Raw genomic sequence first — 23,693 nt, forward strand, 5'->3', positions numbered from 1 at the left:
TGTCACGGCCCACCGACACGTCGACTCACGTGCTGAACAGGTTCGCCGCCTTGAGGATCAGTTCGTACAGTCCGTAGGCGAACGGCACGGCAACCCACGCCCATGCGACCGCCATCGTGACCTGCTTGCGTCCGCCGCTCATGCCTTCGCTCCTGTGGTCGTCGCGGCCTTCGCCGGATCGGCTTCGTGGTACTTCGATGCGACCGGCTTGATCGCCTCGTTGGCAAGGAAGCCGACCACGAGCAGACCGATCATCACGTAGAACGCCGGTAGGTATCGGCCGGTGGTTCCGGGTTCTCCGGCGTCGGCGATGGCGTTGACGATCAGCGGCCCCAGGACACCGGCCACCGACCACGCGGTGAGGAGTCGTCCGTGGATCGCGCCTACCTGATACGTACCGAAGAGGTCCTTGAGATAGGCCGGAACCGTGGCGAATCCCGCACCGTAGAACGAGAGAATGAGCAAGGCCGAGACCATGAACAGGATCTTGTTGGTGTTGGTGAACAACGCGATGTACAGGTACAGGAGAGCGCCGACACCGAGGTACATCCGGTAGATGTTCTTACGCCCCACCACGTCGGACACCGAAGACCAGACGAACCGTCCGATCATGTTGGTCAGGGAGAGGAACGCGACGAAACCGGCAGCCGCAGCGGCGAGAGATTCGGGCGAGGTCGCGTCGGGAAAGAAGTCCTGATAGATGCCCGATCCGCGCTCGAGAATGCCGATCCCGGCAGTGACGTTGAAGCACAGGACGACCCACAGCAGCCAGAACTGGGGAGTCTTCACTGCGTTCGCGGCCGAGACGTTGTGCGTCGAGATCATCGCCGAGGACGCGGGCGGGGTCCATCCGGCCGGGGTCCATCCCTCGGCCGGCACTCTGATCAGCACGACTCCCAGTGCCATGAACACCGCGTATCCGACGCCGAGCGTAAGGAACGTCTTGGCGATGGACCCGTCGGTGAAACCGCCGAAGTTCACCATCAACTGGCTGGTGAGGGGCGACGCGATGAGTGCGCCGCCGCCGAAGCCCATGATCGCGATACCGGTGGCCATGCCCGGCCGGTCCGGGAACCACTTCATCAAGGTCGAGACCGGTGAGATGTAGCCGATTCCGAGGCCGATACCGCCGACGAACCCGTAGCCGAAGATCACCAGCCAGAACTGTCCGAGGGCCATGCCGAGCGCGGACAGCAGCAGTCCCGAGACGAAGAAGACCAGGGAGACGGCCATCGCCCACCGCGGACCGTTCTTCTCGACGCGGGTTCCGAAGATCGCCGCGGACAGGCCGAGCATCACGATGGCGAGCTGAAACGGAATGGCAGTGACGGTGCCGCTGAGCCCGAGTGCGTCGGGCTGCGAGATGGCGTTCTTGAACACGCTCCAGGCGTAGGCGGATCCGATCGCGAGGTGAATGGACAGCGCGGCCGGGGGTATCAACCAGCGGCTCCACTCGGGTGTCGCGACGATGGCGGAGCGATCGAGAATGCGGAGGGTCATCGAAATCCCTTGAGATAGAAAGCGGTACAAGCGTGCAGTATCTCCTGCAGTCAAACACGTGTAGCGCCCTGCTCGCTCACAACTGCCAATAGTTTCTTCACCGAACTCACTTTTCTGGCCGCGTATCCTCGCGGCAGTGGATATCGAGCGGTGGCGCAGCAGATTGCCGGTGAGACGAGCCTCCGACGGTGAGGTGATCGGGTGGACCGTCGCCCACGACACGAGTGCACAGGACGAATACGACGACGGTTACACCGTCGATGCCGTCAATCCCGCCGGCATCACCGTTGCGCACGGCGTGCCGATCGAGACTGCGATCGCCCAGCTCGAGGATCGCGGTCTGGCATCGCTGTCGGCTCCACATTGGACCAAGGCACCCCTGCCACTCGAATCCGAGACCGATCTGAGTGCACCGCAGGAGGACTGGCCGTGGCGGCGGGTGCTGATGACGCAACTCGACGACAACCGAGTGTGGATCAGGCCCGCGTATCCGAGTTGGCCGGAGCGCCTGCTCGAGATCCCGCTGCCGATCCCGGCCGACGACATCCTGCGTCCGGACTCCCCCGAGAATTCCGATTGAGTCAGTAGCGTCCCAGAACGGACCTCATGGTGTCGGCAAGTTGGGTCAGCCCGGGTTCCTCGACGGGCAGGTGACCGCACCCGTCGAGCATGACGATCTCGGTGTCGGCCCGAATGCGTTCCAGGAAGCGGATACTGACCTCCGGTGGCGTCCACCGGTCGTCGGCGGGGTGGGTCAGCAGTATCGGCGGACCGTCGTAGTCCTCGGGTCGGGTGTGCGAGTAGCCGAAGAAGCTCGCGAGGAAGCCGATCGGAACACGCACTCCGCCGCCTCTGGGGTCACGTGCACACAGGCCGGACAGCTCCGCGTCCAGGCTCATGTTCGCCATGTCGGCCATCCATCTGACGGGTATGCGTGCTCGGCTCGCGACGGCGGCGAGCAGCCGAAGCAGCTGTGGTGCGGGCCCGCCGAGCACGTCGAATCTCGCCGCAGCACGGCGGGCGCCGGGATCGGCCGGGTCGAGCAGACAGGTGGCGATCACCCTGTCCACCAGCCCCGTTCGGTGCGCTACCTCGTACGCGAGCATGCCTCCCATGCTTGCGCCCAACAGGACGAGAGGACGGCCGTCGCGAGACTTCTCGGCAACCACGAGCTCGCACAGCAGATCGATCCAGTCGCGGTAGCGAACGGACGCGGGGTCCGAGACGACGGTATCTCCGTAGAGAGGCAGGTCGGGGCACATCACCTCGACGCCCTCTCGAACGGCGACAGCGGCGTACGGCCACAGCAGACCGGAGTAACCCCCGGCACCGTGCAGGGCCATGACACGGACCTTCGATTCGGGCCGCGCAGCGCGGGCGATGTGAACGCGCGTGTCGCGCCACATCCAGAACGTCGACTCGGGCTTCTCCCCCGGTACCGGCCGGTACTGCTCGGGCAGGAATCGGGCGTATCGGTCGACGTCCATGGACACACGGTATCCGTCAGACCGACAGCCCCGCTGCGACAGTTCCGCCGAGTTCGTAGCAGCGTTCACGTGCGGACTTGCCGCTCTCGGCGAGGTGCACGGTGCCGAAGACCTTCTCGAGGCCCCAACCCGTCGCGATCTTCTCGATGGCCCGTCCGGCGCCCACGGTGTCGTCGTTGCCGTGAACCCAAGCGGCGTAGGGCTTTCCGGCAACGGCACCGAGGCACGGGTAGTACACGGTGTCGAAGAAGTGTTTCAGAGCTCCGCTCATGTATCCGAAATTCGCCGGTGTTCCGAACAGAAACCCATCTGCGGCAAGCACATCGGGAACGGTAGCGCCGAGTGCAGGCACACTGCGCACGTCCACGCCGGTGATCTCGGGGTCGTGCGCGCCGCCGAGAACTGCCTCGAGCAGCTCACGAGTGAGCGGGCTCGGGGTGTGATGAACGACCAGAAGGGTGCGCGTCACCGGTGTCAGTTCTCTGCGCGTTCCAGTGCCACAGCACGTTTCATCGTCTCGCGGGCCCGCCCGCGGTCACCGGCGTAATCGTAGGCACGAGCCAGACGATAGGAGTTTCGCCAGTTGTCCGGATCCTTCTCCCATTCGGTCTTGACCTGTTGGAACAACTCGTCTGCGGCATCGCGTTCGATCCGTCCCGACGGCCTACGCGGAAGATCCGCGACGTCGAGTTCGAGGCCCTCCTCGTGGATGCGCGAGGCCAGCCTCTGGTGGTCGAAGCCGGCTTTGAGGGTGGCCCACACGATCCACAACCCGAGTATCGGCAGCAGCAGGACCCCGATCCCCAAGGAGATACTGGCCACGCCGCCGTTCTGGATCAGCGTCACACCGCGCTGGCCGAGCAGGAAGAAGTAGAAGCCGAGAATCAGCACCATCACCGTGATGATGGCGAGCACCTTCGTCGTTTTGTTCACCGTCGATCAGCTCACAGATCCAGCAGCGGATCGAGACCGACGGTCAACCCGGGTCGCCCGGCGATCTCGCGAACTCCGAGAAGGACTCCAGGCGCGAAGGACGTGCGATCGAGCGAGTCGTGCCGAATGCTCAGCGTCTCCCCCTGTGTGCCGAGCAGAACCTCTTGATGCGCAACGAGTCCCGCGAGCCGGATCGAGTGCACACGCACTCCGTCCACGTCGGCACCACGTGCGCCGTCGAGTTCGGTCGTCGTCGCGTCGGGGCTCGGTGGAGTGCCTGCGGCGGCGCGTGCCTCGGCAATCAGCGCGGCAGTGCGGTACGCCGTTCCCGACGGCGCATCGGCCTTGTTGGGGTGGTGCAGTTCGATCACCTCGACCGAGTCGAAGAACCGGGCGGCCTGCTGTGCGAACCGCATCGACAGCACCGCTCCGATGGCGAAGTTCGGCGCGATCAGCACACCCGTCTGCGGCGATCCCGCCAGCCATTCGCGAACCTGTTCGAGGCGCTGCTCATCGAATCCGGTGGTGCCGACCACTGCATGGATGCCCTGCTCGATCAGGAACTGCAGGTTGTCCATCACCACGTCGGGATGGGTGAAATCGACTACCACCTGGGCGTTCGCGTCGACGAAGTTCGCCAGCGGATCGCCCTGGTCGACGGTTGCCACGAGGTCGAGATCGTCGGCTGCCTCGACGGCGGCACAGATTGCCTGACCTACCTTGCCGCGTGACCCCAGTACCCCTACTCGAACAGGTGCCGTTGCACTCACGTCGTACCCACACTCGTTTCGTCGTCGTCTTGTCGCTTCTACCGACTTCAGAGCCTACTTCTCCACGGTCCGCCCCGGCCGCTACGGTCGTCCGGTGACTTCCAGCGTCCTGTTCGCCGACCGAGTCGATCTCGTCCGCGGTGGCCGATACCTGCTCAGCGATGCAACGCTGCGGGTCGAGGAAGGCGAGCACTGGGTATTGCTCGGCGCCAACGGCGCGGGCAAATCCACCCTGCTCAGCTTGCTCGGCGCGCTCGTCCATCCCACTCACGGTTCCGTGCACGTTCTGGGCCATCGCCTCGGGCGTGTGGACATGCGCGAGTTGCGGACGCACATCGGCCACGTCGATCCACGCCTGAGGGTCGAGGCTCCGCTGACGCTCTTCCAGGTCGTGTTGACCGGACTGACCAACACACCGGATCTGATTCCGAGATGGTCGGCCACCGAGGACCAGATTGCGCGCGCCCACCGGCTCGTCGAGTCGCTGGGGGTCGCCCACCGCGTGGACGCGTCGTGGCACACCCTCTCGCAGGGCGAGCGAGGACGGGCACTGATAGCCCGCGCACTACTGCCCGATCCGGCGCTGCTGCTGCTCGACGAGCCCGCCACCGGGCTCGATCTCGCTGCCCGCGAACAACTCCTGAGTGCACTCGACTCGCTGCGCGCCGAACACCCGACTTTGGCCAGCATTCTGGTGACTCATCACCTCGAGGAAATCCCGACCTCGACCACCCACGCCCTGCTCATCCGTGACGGAAGAGTGCAGACGCAGGGAGCCGTCGACGCGGTGCTGACCACCGACAACATCAGTGAGTGTTTCGACCATCCCATCGAGATCTCGAAGCAACGCGGCCGGTGGGTCGCCACGGCGGCCCACCGCTGATGCTCGGTCGAAGACAGCTGAAACTCAGTCGAAGACGATGACCTGACGGATCGCGTTACCGTCGGCCAATTCGTCCATGCCGCGGTTGATCTCGTCCAACGTGATTCTCGACGAGATCAGCTTCTCGACGGGAAGCCTTCCCTCACGCCACATCTGGGCGTAGGTCGGGATGTCGCGTGCCGGCACCGCCGAGCCGAGGTAGCTGCCGATGATCGTGCGCGCCTCCGCCACCAGGCCCAGCGGCGAGATGGATGATCGGGCGTCGGGTGCGGGGAGACCGACGGTGATGGTCTTGCCGCCGGGAGCCGTTGCAGCGACGGCAGTTTCGAAGGCTCGGGCGTTGCCGGCGGCCTCGATGACGATATCGGCCTTGATTCCCTTCTCGGCGAGCTCGGTCGGCGAATATACCTGCGTTGCACCCAGATCGGTTGCGGTGGAGAGCTTGTCCGGGACCCCGTCGACTCCGATCACCTCACCGGCACCCACCGAGACGGCCGTCAGAACAGCTGCCATGCCGACGCCGCCGAGGCCCACCACCATCACCGACTGCCCGGGCTTCGGAGTACCGGCGTTGAGCACCGCGCCGCCGCCGGTCAGTACCGCACAACCGAGGACTGCTGCGATGTCGGCCGGGATGTCGTCCTCGACCGGCACCACCGACTTTCGGCTGACCACCGCGTGTGTGGCGAATCCGGAGACTCCGAGGTGATGCTTGACCTCTTCCCCGTCACGGTGCAACTTGATGCCGCCGCCGAGCAGCGTCCCGGCATTGTTCGACGCACTGCCGGTGACGCAGGGCATCTGGCCGTCGGTGGCGCACCCGGCGCATTCGCCGCAGCGCGGGAGAAACGTCATGACGACACGGGTGCCGACCGCGATGTCGTCGACACCGGGGCCGACTTCCTCGACGCGGCCTGCGGCCTCGTGGCCGAGCAGCATCGGGACCGGACGAACTCGATTGCCGTCGACCACCGACAGATCCGAGTGGCACAGCCCCGCGGCTTCGATCCGGATCAGCAGTTCGCCGTCTCCGGGCGAGCCGAGCTCGAGGTCGGAGACGGTGATGGGATGCGAGTCCGCAAAGGGACGAGATCGGCCGATTTCTTCGAGTACTGCGCCGCGAATCTTCATCCCGCCAGACTATGCGGCTCCGCTGCAGTGGTGTGGAAAAGTGCCGTGGGGGGCACTCAACCGCACCACTGCGCGTAGCGCACTACAGCGGCAGACGCGGCCTGAGCAGGTGCGCAACCAGTGCCGTCCACCCGGTTTGGTGCGTGGCCCCGAGTCCCTCGCCGGTGTCCCCGTCGAAGTACTCGTTGAAACTGGGATGCCGGCTCCACAGTGGGTCGAGGCTGGATTCGATGCGCTCGCCGTCCGCGGGTCTCTTGCCGTCGACCGGTCGGAACAGTCCGGCGAGACCGTTGTCGATCAGATCGGCGGCGTCGGTGAGGGTGCGGTGGTTGCCCGAGCCGGTGGGGATCTCGATGGTGAACGAGTCGCCGTAGTACCGGCCGTAGGCGCGGAGCTTGTCGGCGAGCAGCACGTTCACCGGGAACCACACCGGGCCGCGCCAGTTGGAGTTGCCGCCGAACATGCCGGTGCGCGACTCCCCCGGCTCGTATTCGATGGACAGGCTACGGCCGTCGACGTCGAACGTGACCGGTTCTCGGTACGAGGCCGAGAGCGAACGAATCCCGAAGTGCGACAAGAACTCCTCGGAGTCGAACATGCGGGCCAGGATGCGCTTGAGCCGCTCGGGCTGGACGAGCGTCAGCAGCATGCGCACCTCGCCACCCTCACGCCGAGCCAGCAGCGGGCTGACCATCTCCGGCCGTCGACGCTGAATCCAACGCAGGCGGGCGGTGAGGTCCGGGCATTCCTCCTCGACCCACGGCGGGATCTCGGTCGCCCCGAGAATCGGAAGCAGACCCACCATCGACCGAACCCGCATCGGTACCGCATCGCCCTCGGGTTGCACGAGGACGTCGTAGAAGAAGCCGTCCTCCTCGTGCCACAGCGAAATGTGTTGAGAACCGAACGAATTGACCGCCTTCGCGATCGAGAGGAAGTGCGAGAAGAACTTGGTCGCGACGTCGTCCCAGGCGCTGTCGTGCCGCGCGAGTTCCAGTGCGATCTTGAACATCTGCTGGCAGTAGAACGCCATCCAACTCGTCGCGTCGGACTGCTCGAGCCGGAAGCCGGGAGGCAGCGGTGCCGATCGGTTGAACAATCCGATGTTGTCCATACCGAGGAATCCACCCTCGAAGATGTTCGAGCCCTCGGAGTCCTTGCGGTTGACCCACCAGGCGAAGTTGAGCAGCAGCTTGGTGAACACCCGCACCAGGAACTCGCGATCCCGGTAGCCGTCGATGCGGTAGACGTGCCATGCCGCCCATGCGTGCACGGGTGGGTTGACGTCACCGAACTCCCACTCGTACGCGGGCAGCTGGCCGTTGGGGTGCATGGCCCATTCCCGGCACATGAGCACCAACTGCTCCTTGGCGAAATCGGCGTCCACGTGCGCCAACGGAATCGCGTGAAAGGCCAGGTCCCAGGCCGCGAACCACGGGTACTCCCACTCGTCGGGCATCGAGATGACGTCGGCCAACGCCAGGTGACGCCAGTGCGCATTGCGCCCACCCGGGTTCTGCCTCGAGTCCGGTGCCGGAGCACCGACCTTGTCGCCCTCGATCCACTCCTCCACGTCGTATCGATAGAGCTGTTTGGTCCACAGCAAGCCCGCGTAGGCGCGCCGCGCCACGTGCCGGTCGACGTCGGTGAGGTCGGAGCCGATCACGGCGCCGTAGAACTCGTCGGCCTCGGCCTGGCGATCGACGTTGACGGCATCGAATCCGGCCCCGAACGTCTGCTCGTCCGGTCGGTTGGGCGACAACCGCAGTCGGACCGATTCCGTTGCACCGGAGGCGATGTCGTCGAAGCGGTACCAGAACGCAGCCTTCGTACCGGTCTGCTCGGGGTTGACCGCATCGAGCTCGCCGTCGACGACCCGGCGGCCGATGCCGTCCTTGGGGTACGCCGAGATGTTCTCCTGCCCCCACAGAGCCTCGGCATTGGTTTCGTTGTCGCAGAACAGAACTGCCGGCGTTCCCTCGGCACTGAGGTAGTAGCGACCGAGAAATCCGTGGTCGACGGCGATGGCTTCGAGTCCACCTGCCATCAGATCCGGTGGGGTCAGCTGGGCAAGTGTGCCGCCACGGTCGTCGCGTCCCCACGACCAGGTGTTGCGCAGCCACAGGTGCGGCAGTAGATCGACCGATGCCGCCTCGGGGCCGTGGTTGGTGATCGAGATGGTGATGCAGATGTCGTCGGGTGAGGCCTTGGCGTACGTGACCTGAACGTCGAAGAATCTGTTCTCGTCGAGGATGCCGGTGTCGGCCAGCTCGTATTCGCGGTCGTCACGTCCGCGTCGAGCATTCTCTTCCCGCAGGCGGGCGTACGGATACTCCGCGTGCGGATAGCGGTAGAGCCACTGCATCCAGCTGTGCGTCGGTGTTCCGTCGACGGCCCAGAAGTATTCCTTGACGTCCTCGCCGTGATTGCCCTCCTCGTTGGCGAGGCCGAACAAGCGTTCCTTGAGGATCGGGTCCTTTCGATTCCACAGTGCGAACGAGAAGTTCAGGAACCCGAAGCGGTCGCAGATTCCGCCGATACCGTCCTCGCCCCAGCGGTAGGCGCGCTTGTGCGCCTGATCGAACGGAAACGACGCCCAGGCATTGCCGTCCTCCGAGTAGTCCTCACGCACCGTGCCCCACTGGCGCCCCGCCAGGTACGGGCCCCACTGACGCCACGGTCCGCTGACCCCGGGCGATTCCGCCAACCGATGGTGTTCGACGGTCGACGGGATGGGAACGCTCACGGGATTGGTGGTCACGGCACACAGTCTGGTCGTTGCCGGTCATCGATGCACGCCGACGTTGGCCGCCAGATACCCGACGCGTCGTTGCACCGCGGCGATCTCGCGGATGCCGTCGGTGAGCAGACTCCGCTCCAGAGGTGACAGATCTGCCATGATCAGCACGTCACCGGGTCGGTGGCCGGCCGTGATCTGGTCGATCTGATGCGACAGTCGGAGCCGTTGCAGCAGCTCGAACACCTCGGACAGTGCAGCGACATCTCGTTCGGAGAGCATGCCGTTGCCCGACGCCGCCGCGAGCCGCGCGGGGGTCGAGGCCGATGCCATGCCGACCGACAGCCCACCCCACCGAGCGAGGTTGACGATGGGCGTCAGGGCATGGGCCTTGAGGTCGAACGTGCCGCCGCGCCGAGCCAACACGTCTCGAAGCGATCGCAGCCGAGCCCGTCCGGCGAGGGCGTCCCGCAGTTGCAACCGCAGGGCGTCGGGGTGATCGACCAGGAGTCGTCGGTAGGCCTCGGGCACCGTGTGCAATTCTTTCGGGCCCCACACCACTCTGCCGTCGATCATCAACGAGGACATGATGAGGCCGGAGTCTTCCGCCGGATTGCCACGTTCGCCGAACGGGTTGCTGAGCCAATGGGCAGCGGCCCTTTCCCATTGACCGGCCGAGCGCGCGAATCGGGGCGAGCTCGCGACCGCGCCGTTGGTGTCCGACGGCAATCCGGCACTGTCGAGGCTCACGTGCACACGGGCGGCCAAGTCCATCAACGCCTCGTCGCGGGTCCACGACACCGCGTTCGATGTCCCTCGCACATCGGGATCTGCGGTGGCATCCGCCCAGGTCAATGCACTGTCGACGTCCGAGGAGGGCATCGCTTCTCGACGCGCCACGCTGCCGAGAGTGATCCAGGCGAAGTGGTCACGCGGCACGTCCGGACGTGCGGTCCATTCGATCTCGACGGCCCGGCGAACGAGGCTGTCGACCACGACGGAGAGGATCGCGCTGACCGCCATCGCATCGGTTCCGCCTTTGAACAGATCCACCACCAGGCGGGGCACGAGCCTGCCTGCGTCGGCGAGTTCGGCGGAGGTCGACGCCGATGCCACAGCTCGCCGGACCACAAAACTGCGTCGGGTGGACGCGGCATGCAGATCCGAATCCTCGACGACGCCGAGTACCTCACCGCGGGTCGACACCACCGGCATGTGCCGCAGGCCTCGCTCGAGCATGTCCATCAGCACGGTGCCGGCCAACCGGTCCGCCGTGACGGTCTCGGCGGGCGACGTCATGACCCGCTCGATCGGCGTATCGACGCCGATACCGGCGGCCACCACACGAATTCGGAGGTCGCGGTCGGTGAAGATGCCGTGGCGCGATCCCCGCAGCGGAACCAGAACGTAGGAGCTGCCCTGCTCGGTCATGTGCCGGACCGCATCTCGGACCGTGGTTCCGACGGGCGTGAACACCGCAGGCGCAGAGACCAATTCACCGACGGTCCGACCGGCGCTGCCCTCCGCCGGTCCCCCACGGTACGCAGAAGAGGAGTTGACGGCATCGGCCAGAAACGCCAGACCGGCGGGCGTGGCGAACAACGGCCGAACCAGCGCACCGGGCAATTGCAGAACGACACTCGGTTCGGTTGCCCGCGCACAGAATTCGACGGTTCCACCCGAGAGCAGCGCCGAGAATCCGAATACCCCACCCGGACCTATCGTGTCGATGGGAACGTCGGTGCGTGAGGTGTCGTCCGGGTGCGTGATCACCACGCGCCCGGTACGCACCACCCACACGGTGTCGGCATCGGCCGAGGCGTCCATCTGTGGACGGTCCACAACCCATGCGCCACTGCCGTACTCGCGTTCGACGGCCGAGGCAGCCAGCTCGGCCAGGACTGCCGGTGGCGCGCCCTGAAACGGTGGATGCGCGCCGAGAAAATCGGCCAGCTCCGATCTATCCGCCACGGATCAGGTCGGCGCATTTCTCCGCCATGGTCATCACCGTGATGTTGGGATTGACGTACGGCAGCTTCGGCATCGCCGACGCGTCGACCACGCGCAGGTGCGCAATGCCCTTGACGCGCAGCTCCGGATCCAGCACGGCCATGGTGTCGTCCACCGATCCCATCCGCGCCGTGCCTGCCGGGTGATAGACCGTGTTGTGGGTCTTGTGCACGTAGTCCAGCAGGTCGTCGTCGGTGACAGCATCGGGTCCGGGAGCAAGCTCTCGTTCGATCCAGCCTGCGAGCGGACCGTCCGCGGCAATCCGACGAGCGAGCTTCAGACCGGCGAGCATCACCGCGTCGTCGTGGCCGTCGGGGTCGGTGAAGTAGCGAGGATCCACCTTTGCCCGATCGCGAAAATCCCTGCTGCGCAACCGAACAGTGCCCCGGGAGCGCCCCTGGGTGACGTTGGGCGTGAGACAGAAACCGTTGTCGGTGGTCGGGTACCCCCAGCGAAGGGTGTTCATGTCGAACGGCACGCTGCCGTAATGCATCATGACGTCCGGGTAGTTCAGCGAGTCGTCGGTCTGCGCGAACACTCCGATCTCCCACCATTGCGAGGACGTGGTGACCATGGGCTTGCTGGCCTCCCAGAACACCAGCCCTTCGACGTGGTCGTCGAGGTTCTCACCCACACCGGGCGAGTCGACTCGCACCGTGATTCCCATCTCGCGCAGCTGGGCCGCCGGTCCGATTCCGGAGAGCATCAACAGCTTCGGCGTATCGATGGCTCCGGCGGTCACGATCACCTCGCGCCGCGCGGACACCGTGTCGTATCCGGTGAGATCGGGACGTTGGTACCGCACTCCGGTCGCGGTCAGCGATTCGTCGATCAGGATCTCGCTGATCCAGCAGTCCGTGCGCACCTCGAGGTTCGGCCGCGTGCCGATGATCGGGTGCAGGTAGGCGTGCGAAGTCGACATGCGTGAGCCGTCTTCTCCCGCATTGATCTGAAACCAACCCGCACCGTTGAGAACAGGCGTTCCGCGGTTGAATGCGACCGTGGGCAGACCTACCCCGGCGGCCGATTCGAGCACTGCCGCACCGCACGGATCGTTCGGAGGCACGTCGCGAATCCGCACCGGGCCGTCGTGTCCACGACCGGTGTCGTTGTTCTCCACGCGCGCGACGAACGGCAGGATCTCCGACGCGCCCCATCCCGTAGCGCCCGCAGCCGCCCAATCGTCGAGGGTTTCCGCAGGCGGGTGAAAGGCGATGCAGGAGTTGTGCGAGGAGCAGCCACCGAGCACTTTCGCCCGCGCGTGCCGCATGAAGCTGTTGCCGCGCTCCTGCGGTTCGACGGGATAGTCCCAGTCGTAGCCGGAGTCGAGCAGATGCATCCACTCCACCAGTTCGAGAATTGCCTTGTCGCCGACGTCGGTCGGACCTGCTTCGACGAGGCAGACACTGACGGAGGGGTCCTCGCTCAGCCGCGCGGCGAGGACACACCCCGCCGTCCCGCCACCTGCGACGACGTAATCGAACTGGGTGTCTGTCACTGCACGCTCCTTCTAGTCGCCCGTGGAGGCATGTGATTTCAGAGTGCCGATGTGCTTGCGTCCCTTGACTGCGTACCACAGCAGGCCGACGCCCAGGATGCCGCCGATGTAGACGAACGCACCGAACGTGTTGTACCAGGGGGTTCCGTACACGGCCTCGCGCGGCCACGCGAGGTTGATCGCCATTCCTGCGCCCCACACCACTGCCGCGATGTTGACCGGAAGGCCCCACCTGCCCATCGTGAAGTACCCGCCGGGCTTCAGATCTGCCGGCGGCCACTCGCCCTTGACTCGTTTGACCAACAGCGGCCCGGTGACCATCAGATACGCGAGGTAGATCATGATGATCGCGATCGAGGTGAGGACCGTGAAGATCTGCGGCTGACCGATGTTGACGACGAGAATGACGATGGCCAGGACGCCGATGGTCACCGCGGGCACCACCGGGGTCTGGGTCTTCGGATTCACCTTGGCCAGACTCTCGCCGAAGGGCAACGCGTTGTCTCGCGCCATGGCGAACGTGAGCCGGATCGCCGCGGTGTGCACTGCGAGAGAGCAAACGAAGACCGCGATGACGATGCAGATGAGGAAGACGGTGCCCAGTGGGCCCCACATCACCGCTTCGACGATGGACTGCAGGCTGCCGTCCGGGCTGCCGAGCGACGGATCGTCGAGGTCCGGCGCGGCCATGACGGCGAACACCAGGATGGCTCCGCCGATGACGAACGACGCGAGGATGGCGCGGAAGATCGCTTTGGGGGCGGTGCGCCGAGGTTCGACGGTTTCCTCCCCGAGCGAGCTCGCGGTGTCGAATCCGTACATGACATAACCCGACGCCAGCGACGCGACCAGGAAGGCACCGAGGTAGCCGCCGCTCTCACCGGCACCGTAGCCGTTGGAGGAGAAGAACACCTCGGGCCCGCGAGTGATGTTGGCCGCGAGCAGAATTGCGATCAACACGGCCGCAATGAGTTCGATGAACACACCCGCGCTGTTGATCATCGCCATCAGTCGAACGCCCAGCGCGTTGATCGTGGTGGTGATGGCGATCAGAATCGCACCGAGCAACACTGCGTTGGCCGCGAAGTCGGTGGCACCCGAGCCGTCACCGATGATCTGGAACCCACTCCAGATGCGGGGCAGATTCAGCTGCAGAGCGAGGGCAACGGCGGCCAGTGTCACGATCGATGCCGTCAGCATCAACCAGCCCGCCGACCATCCGACGATCCTGCGTCCCAACAGCTTCGCCCAGTTGTACACCGATCCCGCCACCGGATACTTCGCGGCCAACTCCATGAAGCACAGGGCCACGCAGAGCTGACCGACGAAGACCGCAGGCCACGACCACAGGTACGCCGGCCCGGCGGTGCCGAAACCGAAGTAGAACAGCTGGAACGTGCCGGTGAGAATGGAGATGTAGCTGACGCCCGCGGCGAAGCTGGCGAATTTGCCGAGACTTCGATCGAGTGACTCCTTGTAGCCGAAGTCGTCCATTCCACTCGAATTGTCGTTCAGTAGTGCCATGCGCCTGGCCTTTCCGATCTCGTCGTCATCGGGTGCCGAACCACCCCGCCGCCGTGGGTGAGGTGTTGTGCCAAATATGCTTCGCCTCTTGATATTCGGACATTCCGGACGGCCCGAGCTCGCGGCCGTTGCCGGACTGCTTGAAGCCGCCCCATTCTGCGGCCGCGGTGTAGACGCCGAAGTCGTTGAGCCACACCGTGCCATGGCGAAGCCCACGTACCATTCTTTCGCCTCGCGCGGCGTCGGATGTCCGAACTCCCGCGGCGAGACCGTAATTAGTATCGTTGCCCAACAGGAGTGCTTCGGCCTCGGTATCGAAGCGCTCCACTGTGAGTATGGGCCCGAATGTCTCCTCCTGCACGATATTCATGGACCGATCGCAGTGGTCGAAAATCGTCGGTAGGAAATAGCTACCCTGGTCGAGAGCCGAATTGTCCGGTTTCGTTCCGCCGATGACCAGCGTTGCGCCCTCGTCGATCCCGCCCGCGACGAAGGCCTCGATCTTCTCGCGCTGCGCCTGCGATACCAGTGGCCCGGTCTCGCTCGCCGGGTCCATCCCCGGACCGATCACGATGGTCTTCGCGCGTTCGGCCACGGCTGCAACGAAGCGGTCGGCGACCGATTCCTCGATGATGAGTCGAGTGCCGGCCGAACACACCTGGCCCGAGTGCAGAAAGATTCCGGTCAGGACGTTGTCGACCGAGTCGGCGAATGCCTGATCGTCGGCCACCGCGTCGGCGAACACGATATGTGGATTCTTGCCACCGAGCTCGACGGCCACCTTGGTGACATTCTCGGCCGCCGCGGCCAAGATGTGCCTGCCGGTCGCCAATCCACCGGTGAACGAGATGAAGTCGACGTCGCGATTCCTGGTGAGCGCGTCCCCGAGAACCGCGCCGCTGCCCTGCAGCAGGTTGACCACACCGGCCGGTACTCCGGCTTCTTCCACCAGCTTGGTGAACGCGATGGTGCTGAGCGGAGTCACCTCGCTCGGCTTGAGCACCATCGTGCAGCCGGCCGCCAGCGCCGGGGCGATCTTCCACGAGATCTGCAGCAGCGGATAGTTCCACGGCGCGATCATGACGCAGACGCCGATCGGTTCGTGCACCACTCGGCTGATGATTTCGGGTCGGTCGACGTCGATCAGACGATCGGCCTCGACCACTGCGAGATCGGCGTAGAAGCGGAAGACCGACGTCACGTCGTCGATGTCGATTTCACTCTCGCCGAACGTCTTTCCGGTATCGAGAGTCTCGATACGAGCGAGCTCGGCCTTGTCTCTCTGGAGCAGATCTGCGATGCAATTCAACAGATTGCTGCGCTCACCCACCGTCACCGACCGCCACGGCCCGTCGTCGAACGCCGCCCGCGCCGAGGCCACCGCGCGCAGAGCATCGTCCGGAGTGGCCTCGTCCACGACGGCGACCGTGCTGCCGTCCGCGGGGTTCACGATGTCTCGGGTTCCGCCGTCACCGGATCCCTGCCACTGCCCGTCGACGAACAACGAGGGCCGCAGCGCGGTCGGGTCGAATCCTGCATCGGAGTCGGTCACCGAAACACCTTCTTCCGTATGGGGGTCGTGTCGTGTGTCTACGCTATGCCCTCAGCGCCCGGCGGTCCCGTCGATCCGTTCGTGAACCTCGTCGTCCCGCGGACCGATGCGCGAACATACCGTCCTCCCCGCTGAGAGGCATTGGCCTCCGCCCCTTTTCCTGCTGCGATTGTCGAACATGCGACGGCACTGTGTCGGACATGCAACAGCACAGTGCAGCGCAGCGCATTACGCTGGGATTCATGACTATCGAAGATGTGGGCGGCAGACGAACGGTGACGGCGGACGAGCTTCTTCTCCTGGTGGGTGATCACCTGCTCATAGAGGAGGGTGTCGCGACCGGGTTCATCGAGAGCGCGGGCCAGGTTGCCGAGAGCGTGGCGGTGACGGTGACCGACGGCGTCGACGGAACCACGACGACCGAAAGGGTGTTCCTTCCCGATGCCGAGGTGACCATCGAACCCGCCGATCGCGGACGCGCCCCTGTCACGATGTGAGGGCAGGACAATCCCTGCTCAGAAGTACATTCATGTAACTCGAACAACTCTGCTCACACCAGTCACACAGGCACCGAACTGAGCTAGGGTGGCGGAAACCCGTCACCGTTCGGAAGGACGTCAGCAGTGCGACAAGGCCGAGGACACCCGACCGTTCGCGTTGCCGTCGTGTCCTGTGCCGCTGCCCTCGCCGTCGGTTTCGGCTCGTTCACGGCAGTGGCCGATCCCGAGGCGTCGGCCCCGGCAACCGCCGCCGAGTCGGTCCGCTCGGCCGACGCAGATCAGTACAACGGCGCGCAGGACGCACTGGTGAAGGGGCGCTACGACGACGGTTTCGCTGCCCTCGACGCACTCGCACTCGCCGCCCCGGACGACGCCAACGTGGCAGCGCTGCAAACGTTCTATGCCAACGCGACCGCCGATACCGATGCGCTTGCGCAACACTCGGCTCGCCTGCACACGCTGTCTCCCGCCCTCGCCGATGCAGTCGACCGGGCCATCGCCGTCATCGACGAAGCCGCGACGGAGACAATCGACTTCGACCCGATCACCGACGGACCCCGCACCGCGATCGTGGTACTCGGTCTGGGCCTGAACGGCGACGGCAGCACGACCCAGGAGTTGGTGGAGCGTCTGCGCTCGGCCGTCGCCGCCGCGGAGCGCTCCCCCGAGTCCCCCATCATCGTCACCGGCGGAAATCCGCAGAGCGGCGTCACCGAGGCCGAGGCGATGCAGCGATGGCTCGTCGATGAAGGCATCGCGGCCGACCGCATTCACACCGAATCGACCGCGAATTCGACGGTGCAGAACGCACAGCGAGCTACCGCACTGGCCGCCGAGATCGGCGTCGACGATCTCGTGCTGGCGACGACCCCCAGTCATCTTCGACGAGCGATCTCCGACTTCGAGATCGCGGGCGGCGACGTGATCGGCGCTGCGACAGCAACTCCCGACGATCTTCCGGATCTGCCTGCACTCGCTCCGACGGCACGGTTGGGCATGACCGTCGATGCCACCAAGATCCTCGGGATCCCGCGCACCTACTGACGCGTCCACCCTCGCAGCACCGACTCCGTTCCGGCTTCGAACATCGCCCGACGGGTCTCGTCGTCGGAGTTCGTCGGCATCGCCAGTTCCAACGACACCAGACCGTGCACGATCGCCCAGAACGAGTGGCTGATCAACTCGACCGGCGCCCCGGCCATGATGCCGTCCGCAACGGCGCGTGCCACCGCCGCCCGGAGCGGGTCCATAGCCGCGGATGCGAGTTGCGCCTCGTCGGATACATCGATCGAACCGAGTACTCCGCCGAACATCACCGCGTACAGATGCGGATTGCGTAGCGCCCAGTCTCGGTACGCGATAGCCAATTCACGCAGATCGACCTCGGGATCGCCGGTGACCGGAACCCCGCGCTGAGCGTCCCCGAAACTCGAGAACGACGTGGCGAACAGTGCCACGAGCAGCTCGGCGCGACCACCGAACAGTGAGTAGATCGCGGTGGTCGAGGTGCTCTGCGCAGCCGCGAGTTTACGTAGCGACAACGAGTCGACGCCTTGCTGCGCAACGGTTTCCGCCGCGGCCTCGAGTAGCCGGGTCCGCAACTCGGCGTCGTGAATTCTTGGTCTCGCCACTTGCGAAACCTATCACAACGGTGTTTTATAACAGTGTCACACAACGCTTCGATCATCGAACGGACGGGAACACGTCATGCCAACCATCATCGACGGCCGCACCACGGTCGAATCCGAACGAGACACCGTCACGGTCTTCCTCATCGGAATGCGCATCAACAATCCCCTTGCCGTTCGCTCCTGGCTACCCGCGGTGCGGGCGATGCCGCGGATGCTCGGCCATCTCGAGCGGGATCCCGCATCCGGGATGCTCGGCTACCACTCGTGGTTGGGACGCACCACCATGCTGGTCAGCTATTGGCGCAACGCCGAGGACCTCACCCGGTTCGCCTCCGACCCCGACGCACCACATGCACCCGCCTGGCGCGCCTTCAATCGATCGGTAGCCGCGACCCGCCATGTCGGTGTGTGGCACGAAACCTATACCGCGACAGCACAGAACAGTGAGGCGATCTACGTCAACATGCCTGCGTTCGGACTCGCGGGAGCCATCGGTGGACTCCCGGTCGGTAGCGGCTCGCACACGTGGAAGCAGCGAATGAAGTCTCCGAACTGATTGCTCGACGGCTACAGGAAGTTCCCGGCACGCGCAGCCAGGTCGAGAACGGGCTGCGGGAAGACTCCGAGGGCCACGGTGACCACCACCGAGACCCCGATCGCGCACGACACCGACGCCGTCGGCCGCACGATCGTGGCGGTCCGCTCTCCCGGATCGGTGAAGAACATGAGCACGATCACCCGCACGTAGAAGAACGCTGCAATCGCGCTGCACACCACTCCGACCACGACCAGTGCCGCTCCCCCAGCGCCCGAGGCAGCGCTGAACACCGCGAACTTGCCGATGAATCCACTGGTGAGCGGAATGCCGGCGAACGAGAGCAGGAACAACCCGAACACTGCCGCCACCAGCGGTGACCGACGACCGATTCCGGCCCACCGTTCCAGATCGCTCACTTCACCGCGTTCATCGCGCGCCAACCCGATGATCGCGAACCCTCCGAGAGTGCTGAAGGCGTAGGCCAGCAGATAGAACATCGTGGCCGACACACCCGAATCACCCACCTCACCCGAAGCACCCAATGCCGTCACTCCGGTGAGGATGAACCCGGTGTGCGCGACGGACGAGTACGCCAGCATCCGTTTGACATCGGTCTGCGTCACCGCGACAACGGAACCCAGCACCATGGTCGCGATGGCCACGACCCACAGCATCGGCCGCCAACTCGATTCGAGACCGGGAAGCGCCACCCCGAAGATGCGAAGAATCGCACCGAACGCCGCGACCTTGGTCAACGTGGCCATCAGAGCTGTCACCGGAGTGGGGGCACCCTGGTAGACGTCGGGAATCCACGAATGGAACGGCACAGCACCGACCTTGAACAACAGACCCACCGCGAGCAGGGCGGTTCCGATCAGCGCGAGCGATCTGCCCTGACCGTCCACCGCGATGGCGTCGGCGATGCCGTCCAACCGAACGGTTCCGGCGTATCCGTACAGGAAGGCAACCCCGAACAGGAAGAACGCGGACGAGAACGCGCCCAGCAGAAAGTATTTGAGGGCAGCTTCCTGCGAGAGCAACCGACGTCGTCGGGCCAGTCCGCAGAGCAGATACAGCGGCAACGACAACACCTCCAGCGCCACGAACATCGTCAACAGATCCGTGGACGCCGGAAACAGCAACATGCCGCCGATCGCGAACATCGCCAGAGGAAACACCTCGGTCTGGGCGACGCCAGCGTCTATCGCCTCCTTCTCCGCCACGCTGCCCGGAGTGGTCGATGCCTGCGGCGTGAACGAATCGATGCGACGCTCGGCACCGGCCCCGGTGACTGCAACGGTGCGCTCCGCCAACAGCGCGATCGCCGGAATCGACACCAGCACAATGGTTCCCTGCAGAAACAGCGTCGGCCCGTCGATCGCAACCGCACCGGACATCGCCGACGCCTCGGTGCCTGCCAGACCCAGGATGGCCGCCAGCGCCGCCACCAGTCCCGCGAGAGCGAGACCCACATGCGTGATCCGACGGGCTCGCAGCGGCACGAACGCCTCGACGAGAACACCGAGAACTGCGACCGAGAACACGATCAGCATCGGTGCCAGCAGACCGTACTGCACCTCGGGTGTGGTCATCGCTGACCTCCTGAACTGTCGACGATCGTGGATTGCACTGCCGGAGTGATGACATCGAGCGCGGGTTTCGGATACACCCCGAGCACGATCAGCAACGCGATCAACGGCACCACCACGGCCAGCTCGCGGCGAACGAGATCGGGCACCGTCTCGTTGCCCTCCCGGACCGGCCCGGTCATGACGCGTTGGTAGAGCCACAGTATGTAGATCGCCGACAGCACGAGGGCTCCGGCGGCCACTATCGCGGCGACTCCGTATCGACCGAACGTGCCGATAAGCACGAGGAATTCGCTCACGAACGGGGCGAGGCCGGGTAACGAGAGTGTGGCGAGTCCCGAGATCAGGAACGTTCCGGCAAGCACCGGTGCCACCTTCTGCACACCGCCGTAGTCGGCGATCGCTCGTGATCCTCGACGCGACACGAGGAAGCCTGCGATCAAGAACAGTGCGGCCGTGGAGATTCCATGGTTGACCATGTACAGCGTGGCACCGGCCTGACTCTGACCGGTCATGGCGAAGATACCGAGGATGATGAATCCGAAGTGCGAAATCGAGGTGTAGGCAATCAGTCTCATCATGTCGGTCTGGCCGATCGCCAGTATCGCGCCGTAGACGATGCCGATGACTGCAAGTGTGATGATCCACGGCGCGAACGTCTGCGACGAGCCGGGAAAGAGTTCGAGACAGAACCGCAGCATCGCGAACGTGCCGACCTTGTCCACCACCGACATCATCAGCACCGCCGTGGCGGGTGTGGACTGCACTGCGGCGTCGGGTAACCACGAATGGAACGGCCACAACGGTGCTTTGATCGCGAACGCGAACATGAAGCCGAGGAACAGTGCGTTCAGAACCATCGGATCCACACCGAGTCCGCCCGATGCCGCCGCGTCGGCGATCGCGCGCAGATCGAATGTCCCGCCGTCGAAAGGCCCGTCGGGTCGCGCGGTCACCACGTACAGGCCGATGACGGCAGCCAACATGATCAGACCGCCGAACAGGTTGTACAACAGGAACTTCACCGCGGCGCGCGTTCGGTGCACTCCCCCGAAACCACCGATGAGGAAGTACATCGGAATCAGCATCGCCTCGAAGAAAATGTAGAACAACAACACGTCCAACGCGAGGAACGACACGAGCACCATCGACTCGACCACAAGGATCAACGCCATGTACGTGTGCGACACCCGACGGGAGCCGTAATTCGCGACGCGACTGCCGTCGTACCAGCCCGCGACGAGCAGCAAGGGCGTGAGAACGGTGGTGAGCAAAACCAGGACCAGGCCGATTCCATCGAGTCCGAGGGTGTACCGCGCACCGAAAGCCGCTATCCACGAATGGTCTTCGACGAACTGGTACCGATCACCACCGGAGTCGAACGACACTGCCAGGGCGACCGACACGACCAGTGTTCCAGCAGCGAAACCCACTGCGACACTGCGCGCGACGGTCGGGCGAGCGGCGGGTACCAGGGCGACGACGATCGCACCGAGCATCGGGAGCACCCACAGGACGGTCAACCAGGGAGTCGTCACAGAGCCACCACCATCAGTACCACGAGAACGGCTCCCGCGAACATCGCCAACGCATACGACCGCACATAGCCCGTCTGCAGCCGTCCGGACCGCGTCGATGCGCCACCGATCGAGCTCCCCACCCCGTCCACGACGGCGTCGATACCGTTGTCGGCGTGCACCAGTGCGCGCGTGAGTGTCTGTCCTGGCCGCATGAATGCCGCCTCGTTGACGGCATCTCCGTAGAGATCGGCACGTGCAGCTCGGGTCAGGGGCGAGACATCCTCGGGTGGTGTCGGCGGAACCTCGTTCGCGATGTACTTGCGGTACGCGATGCTCGCACCGACCAGCACGACCACCAGGACGGCGGCGGTGACCACCCAGGCCGGAATCGCGTGCTCCTCGAGTTCCGATCCCACCACCGGGTCCAGCCATGCCTCGAGGCGCCCACCCACCGCGAGGAAGGCTCCCGACGCCACCGAGCCGACGGCCAACACGATCATCGGGACGGTCATCGTCGCCGTCGCCTCGTGCGGATGTGCCTGCGCGGACCAGCGTTTCGGACCGAAGAACGTCAACAGCATCACCCGAGTCATGTAGAAGGCCGTCAGCCCTGCACCGAGCAATGTCACGCAGCCGAGAATCGGACCTGCCACTCCCTCGGCGGCGAATGCGACCTCGATGATCGGATCCTTGGCGAAGAAGCCGGAGAACGGCGGCAGTCCGATGATCGCGAGATAGCCGAGGCCGAACGTGACGAACGTGATCGGCATCGCGGCGCGGAGTCCACCGAACTGTCGCATGTCGGTCTCGTCGTTCATCGCGTGCATCACCGAGCCCGCGCCCAGGAACAAGCCCGCTTTGAAGAAGCCGTGCGAGATCAACAGCACGATGGCGTAGGCGTAACCGGAGGGGCCGAGCCCGGCCGCGAGCACCATGTACCCGATCTGACTCATAGTCGACGCCGCGAGCGCCTTCTTGATGTCGTCCTTCGCACAACCGATGACAGCACCGAACAGCAAGGTGACCGCCCCGACGGTGACGGTGGCCGCGCGGGCGGTGGGCGACGCCTCGAACACCGGTCCGGAGCGAACGATGAGATACACCCCGGCCGTGACCATCGTGGCCGCGTGAATCAATGCCGACACCGGTGTCGGGCCCTCCATGGCGTCCCCGAGCCACGATTGCAGCGGCACCTGCGCCGACTTTCCACACGCCGCCAACAGCAACATCAGCGCCATGGCGGTTGCCACCGATTCGCTCGCCTCGCCGATTCCGGCGAACACGTCGTCGTACTGGACGGAGCCGAAGTTCACGAACATGATCATCAGCGCAACGGCCAGGCCGATGTCACCGACTCGGTTGACCACGAACGCTTTTCGGGCAGCCGATGCAGCCGACGGCTTGTGCTGCCAGAAGCCGATCAGCAGATACGACGCCAGACCGACTCCCTCCCACCCCAGGTAGAGGCCCAGGAAGTTGTCGGCCAGAACAAGCAGCAGCATGGCGGCGAGAAACAGGTTGAGGTACGCGAAGAAGCGCCGCCGCTCGGCGTCGTGGCTCATGTAGCCGATGGAGTAGACGTGTATGAGCGACCCGACTCCGGTGATCAGCAGGACGAAACAGATCGACAGTTGATCTGCGCGCAAGCCGAAGTCGACCTGCAGTTCGTCGACCGGAACCCACCGAAACAGGGTCTGGGTGAGCGTCCTGTTCGACTCGTCACGCCCGAGCATCGAGGCGAACACCACCGCGGCCACCACGAACGACGACACCGCTGCCGCCGTCGCGACCAGATGCCCCCAGGAGTTGCAGCGCCGGCCACCGAGCAACAGGAACGCCGCACCGAACGCCGGCAGAGCCGGAAGAAGCCACAGGATCGACATCGTTGTT

General features: G+C 65.0%; 21 protein-coding genes. 5 read left to right on the forward strand and 16 right to left on the reverse strand.

Annotated features, from left to right (window positions below; genetic code table 11):
- Positions 1–25: 25 nt before the first annotated feature.
- Together QM615_RS22410 and QM615_RS02375 are read right to left on the reverse strand one after the other, a co-directional pair.
- Positions 26–142, reverse strand: coding sequence for an MFS transporter small subunit (locus tag QM615_RS22410; protein ID WP_441344172.1), 117 nt, complete (start codon positions 140–142; stop codon positions 26–28).
- Entirely contained in the window at positions 139–1,500 is a 1,362-nt protein-coding gene (locus tag QM615_RS02375; protein ID WP_068050714.1) for an OFA family MFS transporter, read from the reverse strand. The genes QM615_RS22410 and QM615_RS02375 overlap by 4 nt, the downstream gene beginning before the upstream one ends.
- Positions 1,501–1,636: 136 nt before the next feature.
- On the opposite strand from QM615_RS02375, the gene QM615_RS02380 reads away from it, so the two are divergent.
- Positions 1,637–2,080 (forward strand): hypothetical protein, encoded by a 444-nt coding sequence (locus QM615_RS02380; protein ID WP_283346951.1) that lies wholly within the window; start codon positions 1,637–1,639, stop codon positions 2,078–2,080.
- A gap of 1 nt (position 2,081) precedes the next feature.
- On the opposite strand, the gene QM615_RS02385 is transcribed toward QM615_RS02380, so the two are convergent.
- Genes QM615_RS02385 through dapB form a run of 4 tightly spaced genes read right to left on the reverse strand, consistent with a single transcriptional unit; the run spans position 2,082 to position 4,690 of the window.
- Complete coding sequence (locus tag QM615_RS02385; protein WP_283346952.1) at positions 2,082–2,987, reverse strand: alpha/beta hydrolase; 906 nt, start codon at positions 2,985–2,987, stop codon at positions 2,082–2,084.
- 16 nt (positions 2,988–3,003) lie between these two features.
- A complete protein-coding gene (locus QM615_RS02390) occupies positions 3,004–3,456 on the reverse strand; it encodes a flavodoxin family protein (RefSeq protein WP_283346953.1) in 453 nt (150 codons plus the stop codon).
- A 5-nt stretch (positions 3,457–3,461) separates the two neighbouring features.
- Positions 3,462–3,881 carry a hypothetical protein gene (locus QM615_RS02395; protein WP_052047573.1) on the reverse strand — a complete coding sequence of 140 codons (420 nt, stop codon included), beginning with the start codon at positions 3,879–3,881 and terminating at the stop codon, positions 3,462–3,464.
- 50 nt (positions 3,882–3,931) lie between these two features.
- Entirely contained in the window at positions 3,932–4,690 is a 759-nt protein-coding gene (gene dapB / locus QM615_RS02400; protein ID WP_283346954.1) for a 4-hydroxy-tetrahydrodipicolinate reductase, read from the reverse strand.
- 94 nt (positions 4,691–4,784) lie between these two features.
- On the opposite strand from dapB, the gene QM615_RS02405 reads away from it, so the two are divergent.
- Positions 4,785–5,573: an ABC transporter ATP-binding protein gene (locus QM615_RS02405; protein WP_283346955.1), complete on the forward strand. Its 789-nt coding sequence runs from the start codon at positions 4,785–4,787 to the stop codon at positions 5,571–5,573.
- A 24-nt stretch (positions 5,574–5,597) separates the two neighbouring features.
- Here QM615_RS02405 and QM615_RS02410 read toward each other — a convergent pair whose 3' ends face one another.
- The 6 genes from QM615_RS02410 to QM615_RS02435 form a co-directional block, all read right to left on the reverse strand.
- The gene (locus QM615_RS02410) at positions 5,598–6,704 is read right to left on the reverse strand and encodes an alcohol dehydrogenase catalytic domain-containing protein (RefSeq protein WP_283346956.1); all 1,107 of its coding nucleotides are present in this window, start codon (positions 6,702–6,704) and stop codon (positions 5,598–5,600) included.
- An 82-nt stretch (positions 6,705–6,786) separates the two neighbouring features.
- Positions 6,787–9,465, reverse strand: coding sequence for an MGH1-like glycoside hydrolase domain-containing protein (locus QM615_RS02415; protein ID WP_283346957.1), 2,679 nt, complete (start codon positions 9,463–9,465; stop codon positions 6,787–6,789).
- Positions 9,466–9,489: 24 nt separating this feature from the next.
- Positions 9,490–11,412 carry a putative nucleotidyltransferase substrate binding domain-containing protein gene (locus QM615_RS02420; RefSeq protein ID WP_283346958.1) on the reverse strand — a complete coding sequence of 641 codons (1,923 nt, stop codon included), beginning with the start codon at positions 11,410–11,412 and terminating at the stop codon, positions 9,490–9,492.
- Complete coding sequence (locus QM615_RS02425) at positions 11,402–12,949, reverse strand: GMC family oxidoreductase (protein ID WP_283346959.1); 1,548 nt, start codon at positions 12,947–12,949, stop codon at positions 11,402–11,404. The genes QM615_RS02420 and QM615_RS02425 overlap by 11 nt, the downstream gene beginning before the upstream one ends.
- Positions 12,950–12,961: 12 nt before the next feature.
- Positions 12,962–14,473 (reverse strand): APC family permease, encoded by a 1,512-nt coding sequence (locus QM615_RS02430; RefSeq protein ID WP_283346960.1) that lies wholly within the window; start codon positions 14,471–14,473, stop codon positions 12,962–12,964.
- A gap of 25 nt (positions 14,474–14,498) precedes the next feature.
- Positions 14,499–15,989, reverse strand: a complete 1,491-nt coding sequence (locus tag QM615_RS02435) for an aldehyde dehydrogenase family protein (RefSeq protein ID WP_502941867.1) — start codon at positions 15,987–15,989, stop codon at positions 14,499–14,501.
- 278 nt (positions 15,990–16,267) lie between these two features.
- Here QM615_RS02435 and QM615_RS02440 point away from each other — a divergent pair, with 278 nt between their 5' ends.
- Together QM615_RS02440 and QM615_RS02445 are read left to right on the forward strand one after the other, a co-directional pair.
- A complete protein-coding gene (locus QM615_RS02440; RefSeq protein ID WP_068050740.1) occupies positions 16,268–16,522 on the forward strand; it encodes a hypothetical protein in 255 nt (84 codons plus the stop codon).
- Between the two features lie 126 nt (positions 16,523–16,648).
- Complete coding sequence (locus tag QM615_RS02445; RefSeq protein ID WP_283346962.1) at positions 16,649–17,569, forward strand: YdcF family protein; 921 nt, start codon at positions 16,649–16,651, stop codon at positions 17,567–17,569.
- On the opposite strand, the gene QM615_RS02450 is transcribed toward QM615_RS02445, so the two are convergent.
- The gene (locus QM615_RS02450; protein WP_283346963.1) at positions 17,563–18,156 is read right to left on the reverse strand and encodes a TetR/AcrR family transcriptional regulator; all 594 of its coding nucleotides are present in this window, start codon (positions 18,154–18,156) and stop codon (positions 17,563–17,565) included. The genes QM615_RS02445 and QM615_RS02450 overlap by 7 nt on opposite strands.
- 76 nt (positions 18,157–18,232) lie before the next feature.
- On the opposite strand from QM615_RS02450, the gene QM615_RS02455 reads away from it, so the two are divergent.
- Positions 18,233–18,712 (forward strand): DUF4188 domain-containing protein, encoded by a 480-nt coding sequence (locus QM615_RS02455; protein WP_283346964.1) that lies wholly within the window; start codon positions 18,233–18,235, stop codon positions 18,710–18,712.
- 11 nt (positions 18,713–18,723) lie between these two features.
- On the opposite strand, the gene nuoN is transcribed toward QM615_RS02455, so the two are convergent.
- Genes nuoN through nuoL form a run of 3 tightly spaced genes read right to left on the reverse strand, consistent with a single transcriptional unit; the run spans position 18,724 to position 23,686 of the window.
- A complete protein-coding gene (gene nuoN, locus QM615_RS02460; protein ID WP_283346965.1) occupies positions 18,724–20,286 on the reverse strand; it encodes an NADH-quinone oxidoreductase subunit NuoN in 1,563 nt (520 codons plus the stop codon).
- Complete coding sequence (locus tag QM615_RS02465; RefSeq protein ID WP_410482237.1) at positions 20,283–21,782, reverse strand: NADH-quinone oxidoreductase subunit M; 1,500 nt, start codon at positions 21,780–21,782, stop codon at positions 20,283–20,285. Before QM615_RS02465 ends, nuoN begins: the two co-directional genes overlap by 4 nt.
- A 35-nt stretch (positions 21,783–21,817) precedes the next feature.
- On the reverse strand, positions 21,818–23,686 hold the full coding sequence (nuoL, locus tag QM615_RS02470) for an NADH-quinone oxidoreductase subunit L (RefSeq protein WP_283346966.1): 1,869 nt from the start codon (positions 23,684–23,686) through the stop codon (positions 21,818–21,820).
- Positions 23,687–23,693 lie beyond the last annotated feature (7 nt).

It is taken from the genome of Rhodococcus sp. IEGM 1341, from assembly GCF_030056895.1.
GTDB lineage: Bacteria > Actinomycetota > Actinomycetes > Mycobacteriales > Mycobacteriaceae > Rhodococcoides.

Bases quoted from the DNA above. Each gene is read 5' to 3' on its own strand.
- QM615_RS22410 (WP_441344172.1), bottom strand. From the start codon at position 142: ATGAGCGGCGGACGCAAGCAGGTCACGATGGCGGTCGCATGGGCGTGG.
- QM615_RS02375 (WP_068050714.1), bottom strand. From the start codon at position 1,500: ATGACCCTCCGCATTCTCGATCGCTCCGCCATCGTCGCGACACCCGAG.
- QM615_RS02385 (WP_283346952.1), bottom strand. From the start codon at position 2,987: ATGGACGTCGACCGATACGCCCGATTCCTGCCCGAGCAGTACCGGCCG.
- QM615_RS02395 (WP_052047573.1), bottom strand. From the start codon at position 3,881: ATGGTGCTGATTCTCGGCTTCTACTTCTTCCTGCTCGGCCAGCGCGGT.
- QM615_RS02410 (WP_283346956.1), bottom strand. From the start codon at position 6,704: ATGAAGATTCGCGGCGCAGTACTCGAAGAAATCGGCCGATCTCGTCCC.
- QM615_RS02430 (WP_283346960.1), bottom strand. From the start codon at position 14,473: ATGGCACTACTGAACGACAATTCGAGTGGAATGGACGACTTCGGCTAC.
- QM615_RS02440 (WP_068050740.1), top strand. From the start codon at position 16,268: ATGACTATCGAAGATGTGGGCGGCAGACGAACGGTGACGGCGGACGAG.
- QM615_RS02455 (WP_283346964.1), top strand. From the start codon at position 18,233: ATGCCAACCATCATCGACGGCCGCACCACGGTCGAATCCGAACGAGAC.
- nuoN (WP_283346965.1), bottom strand. From the start codon at position 20,286: ATGACCACACCCGAGGTGCAGTACGGTCTGCTGGCACCGATGCTGATC.
- QM615_RS02465 (WP_410482237.1), bottom strand. From the start codon at position 21,782: ATGCTCGGTGCGATCGTCGTCGCCCTGGTACCCGCCGCTCGCCCGACC.
- nuoL (WP_283346966.1), bottom strand. From the start codon at position 23,686: ATGTCGATCCTGTGGCTTCTTCCGGCTCTGCCGGCGTTCGGTGCGGCG.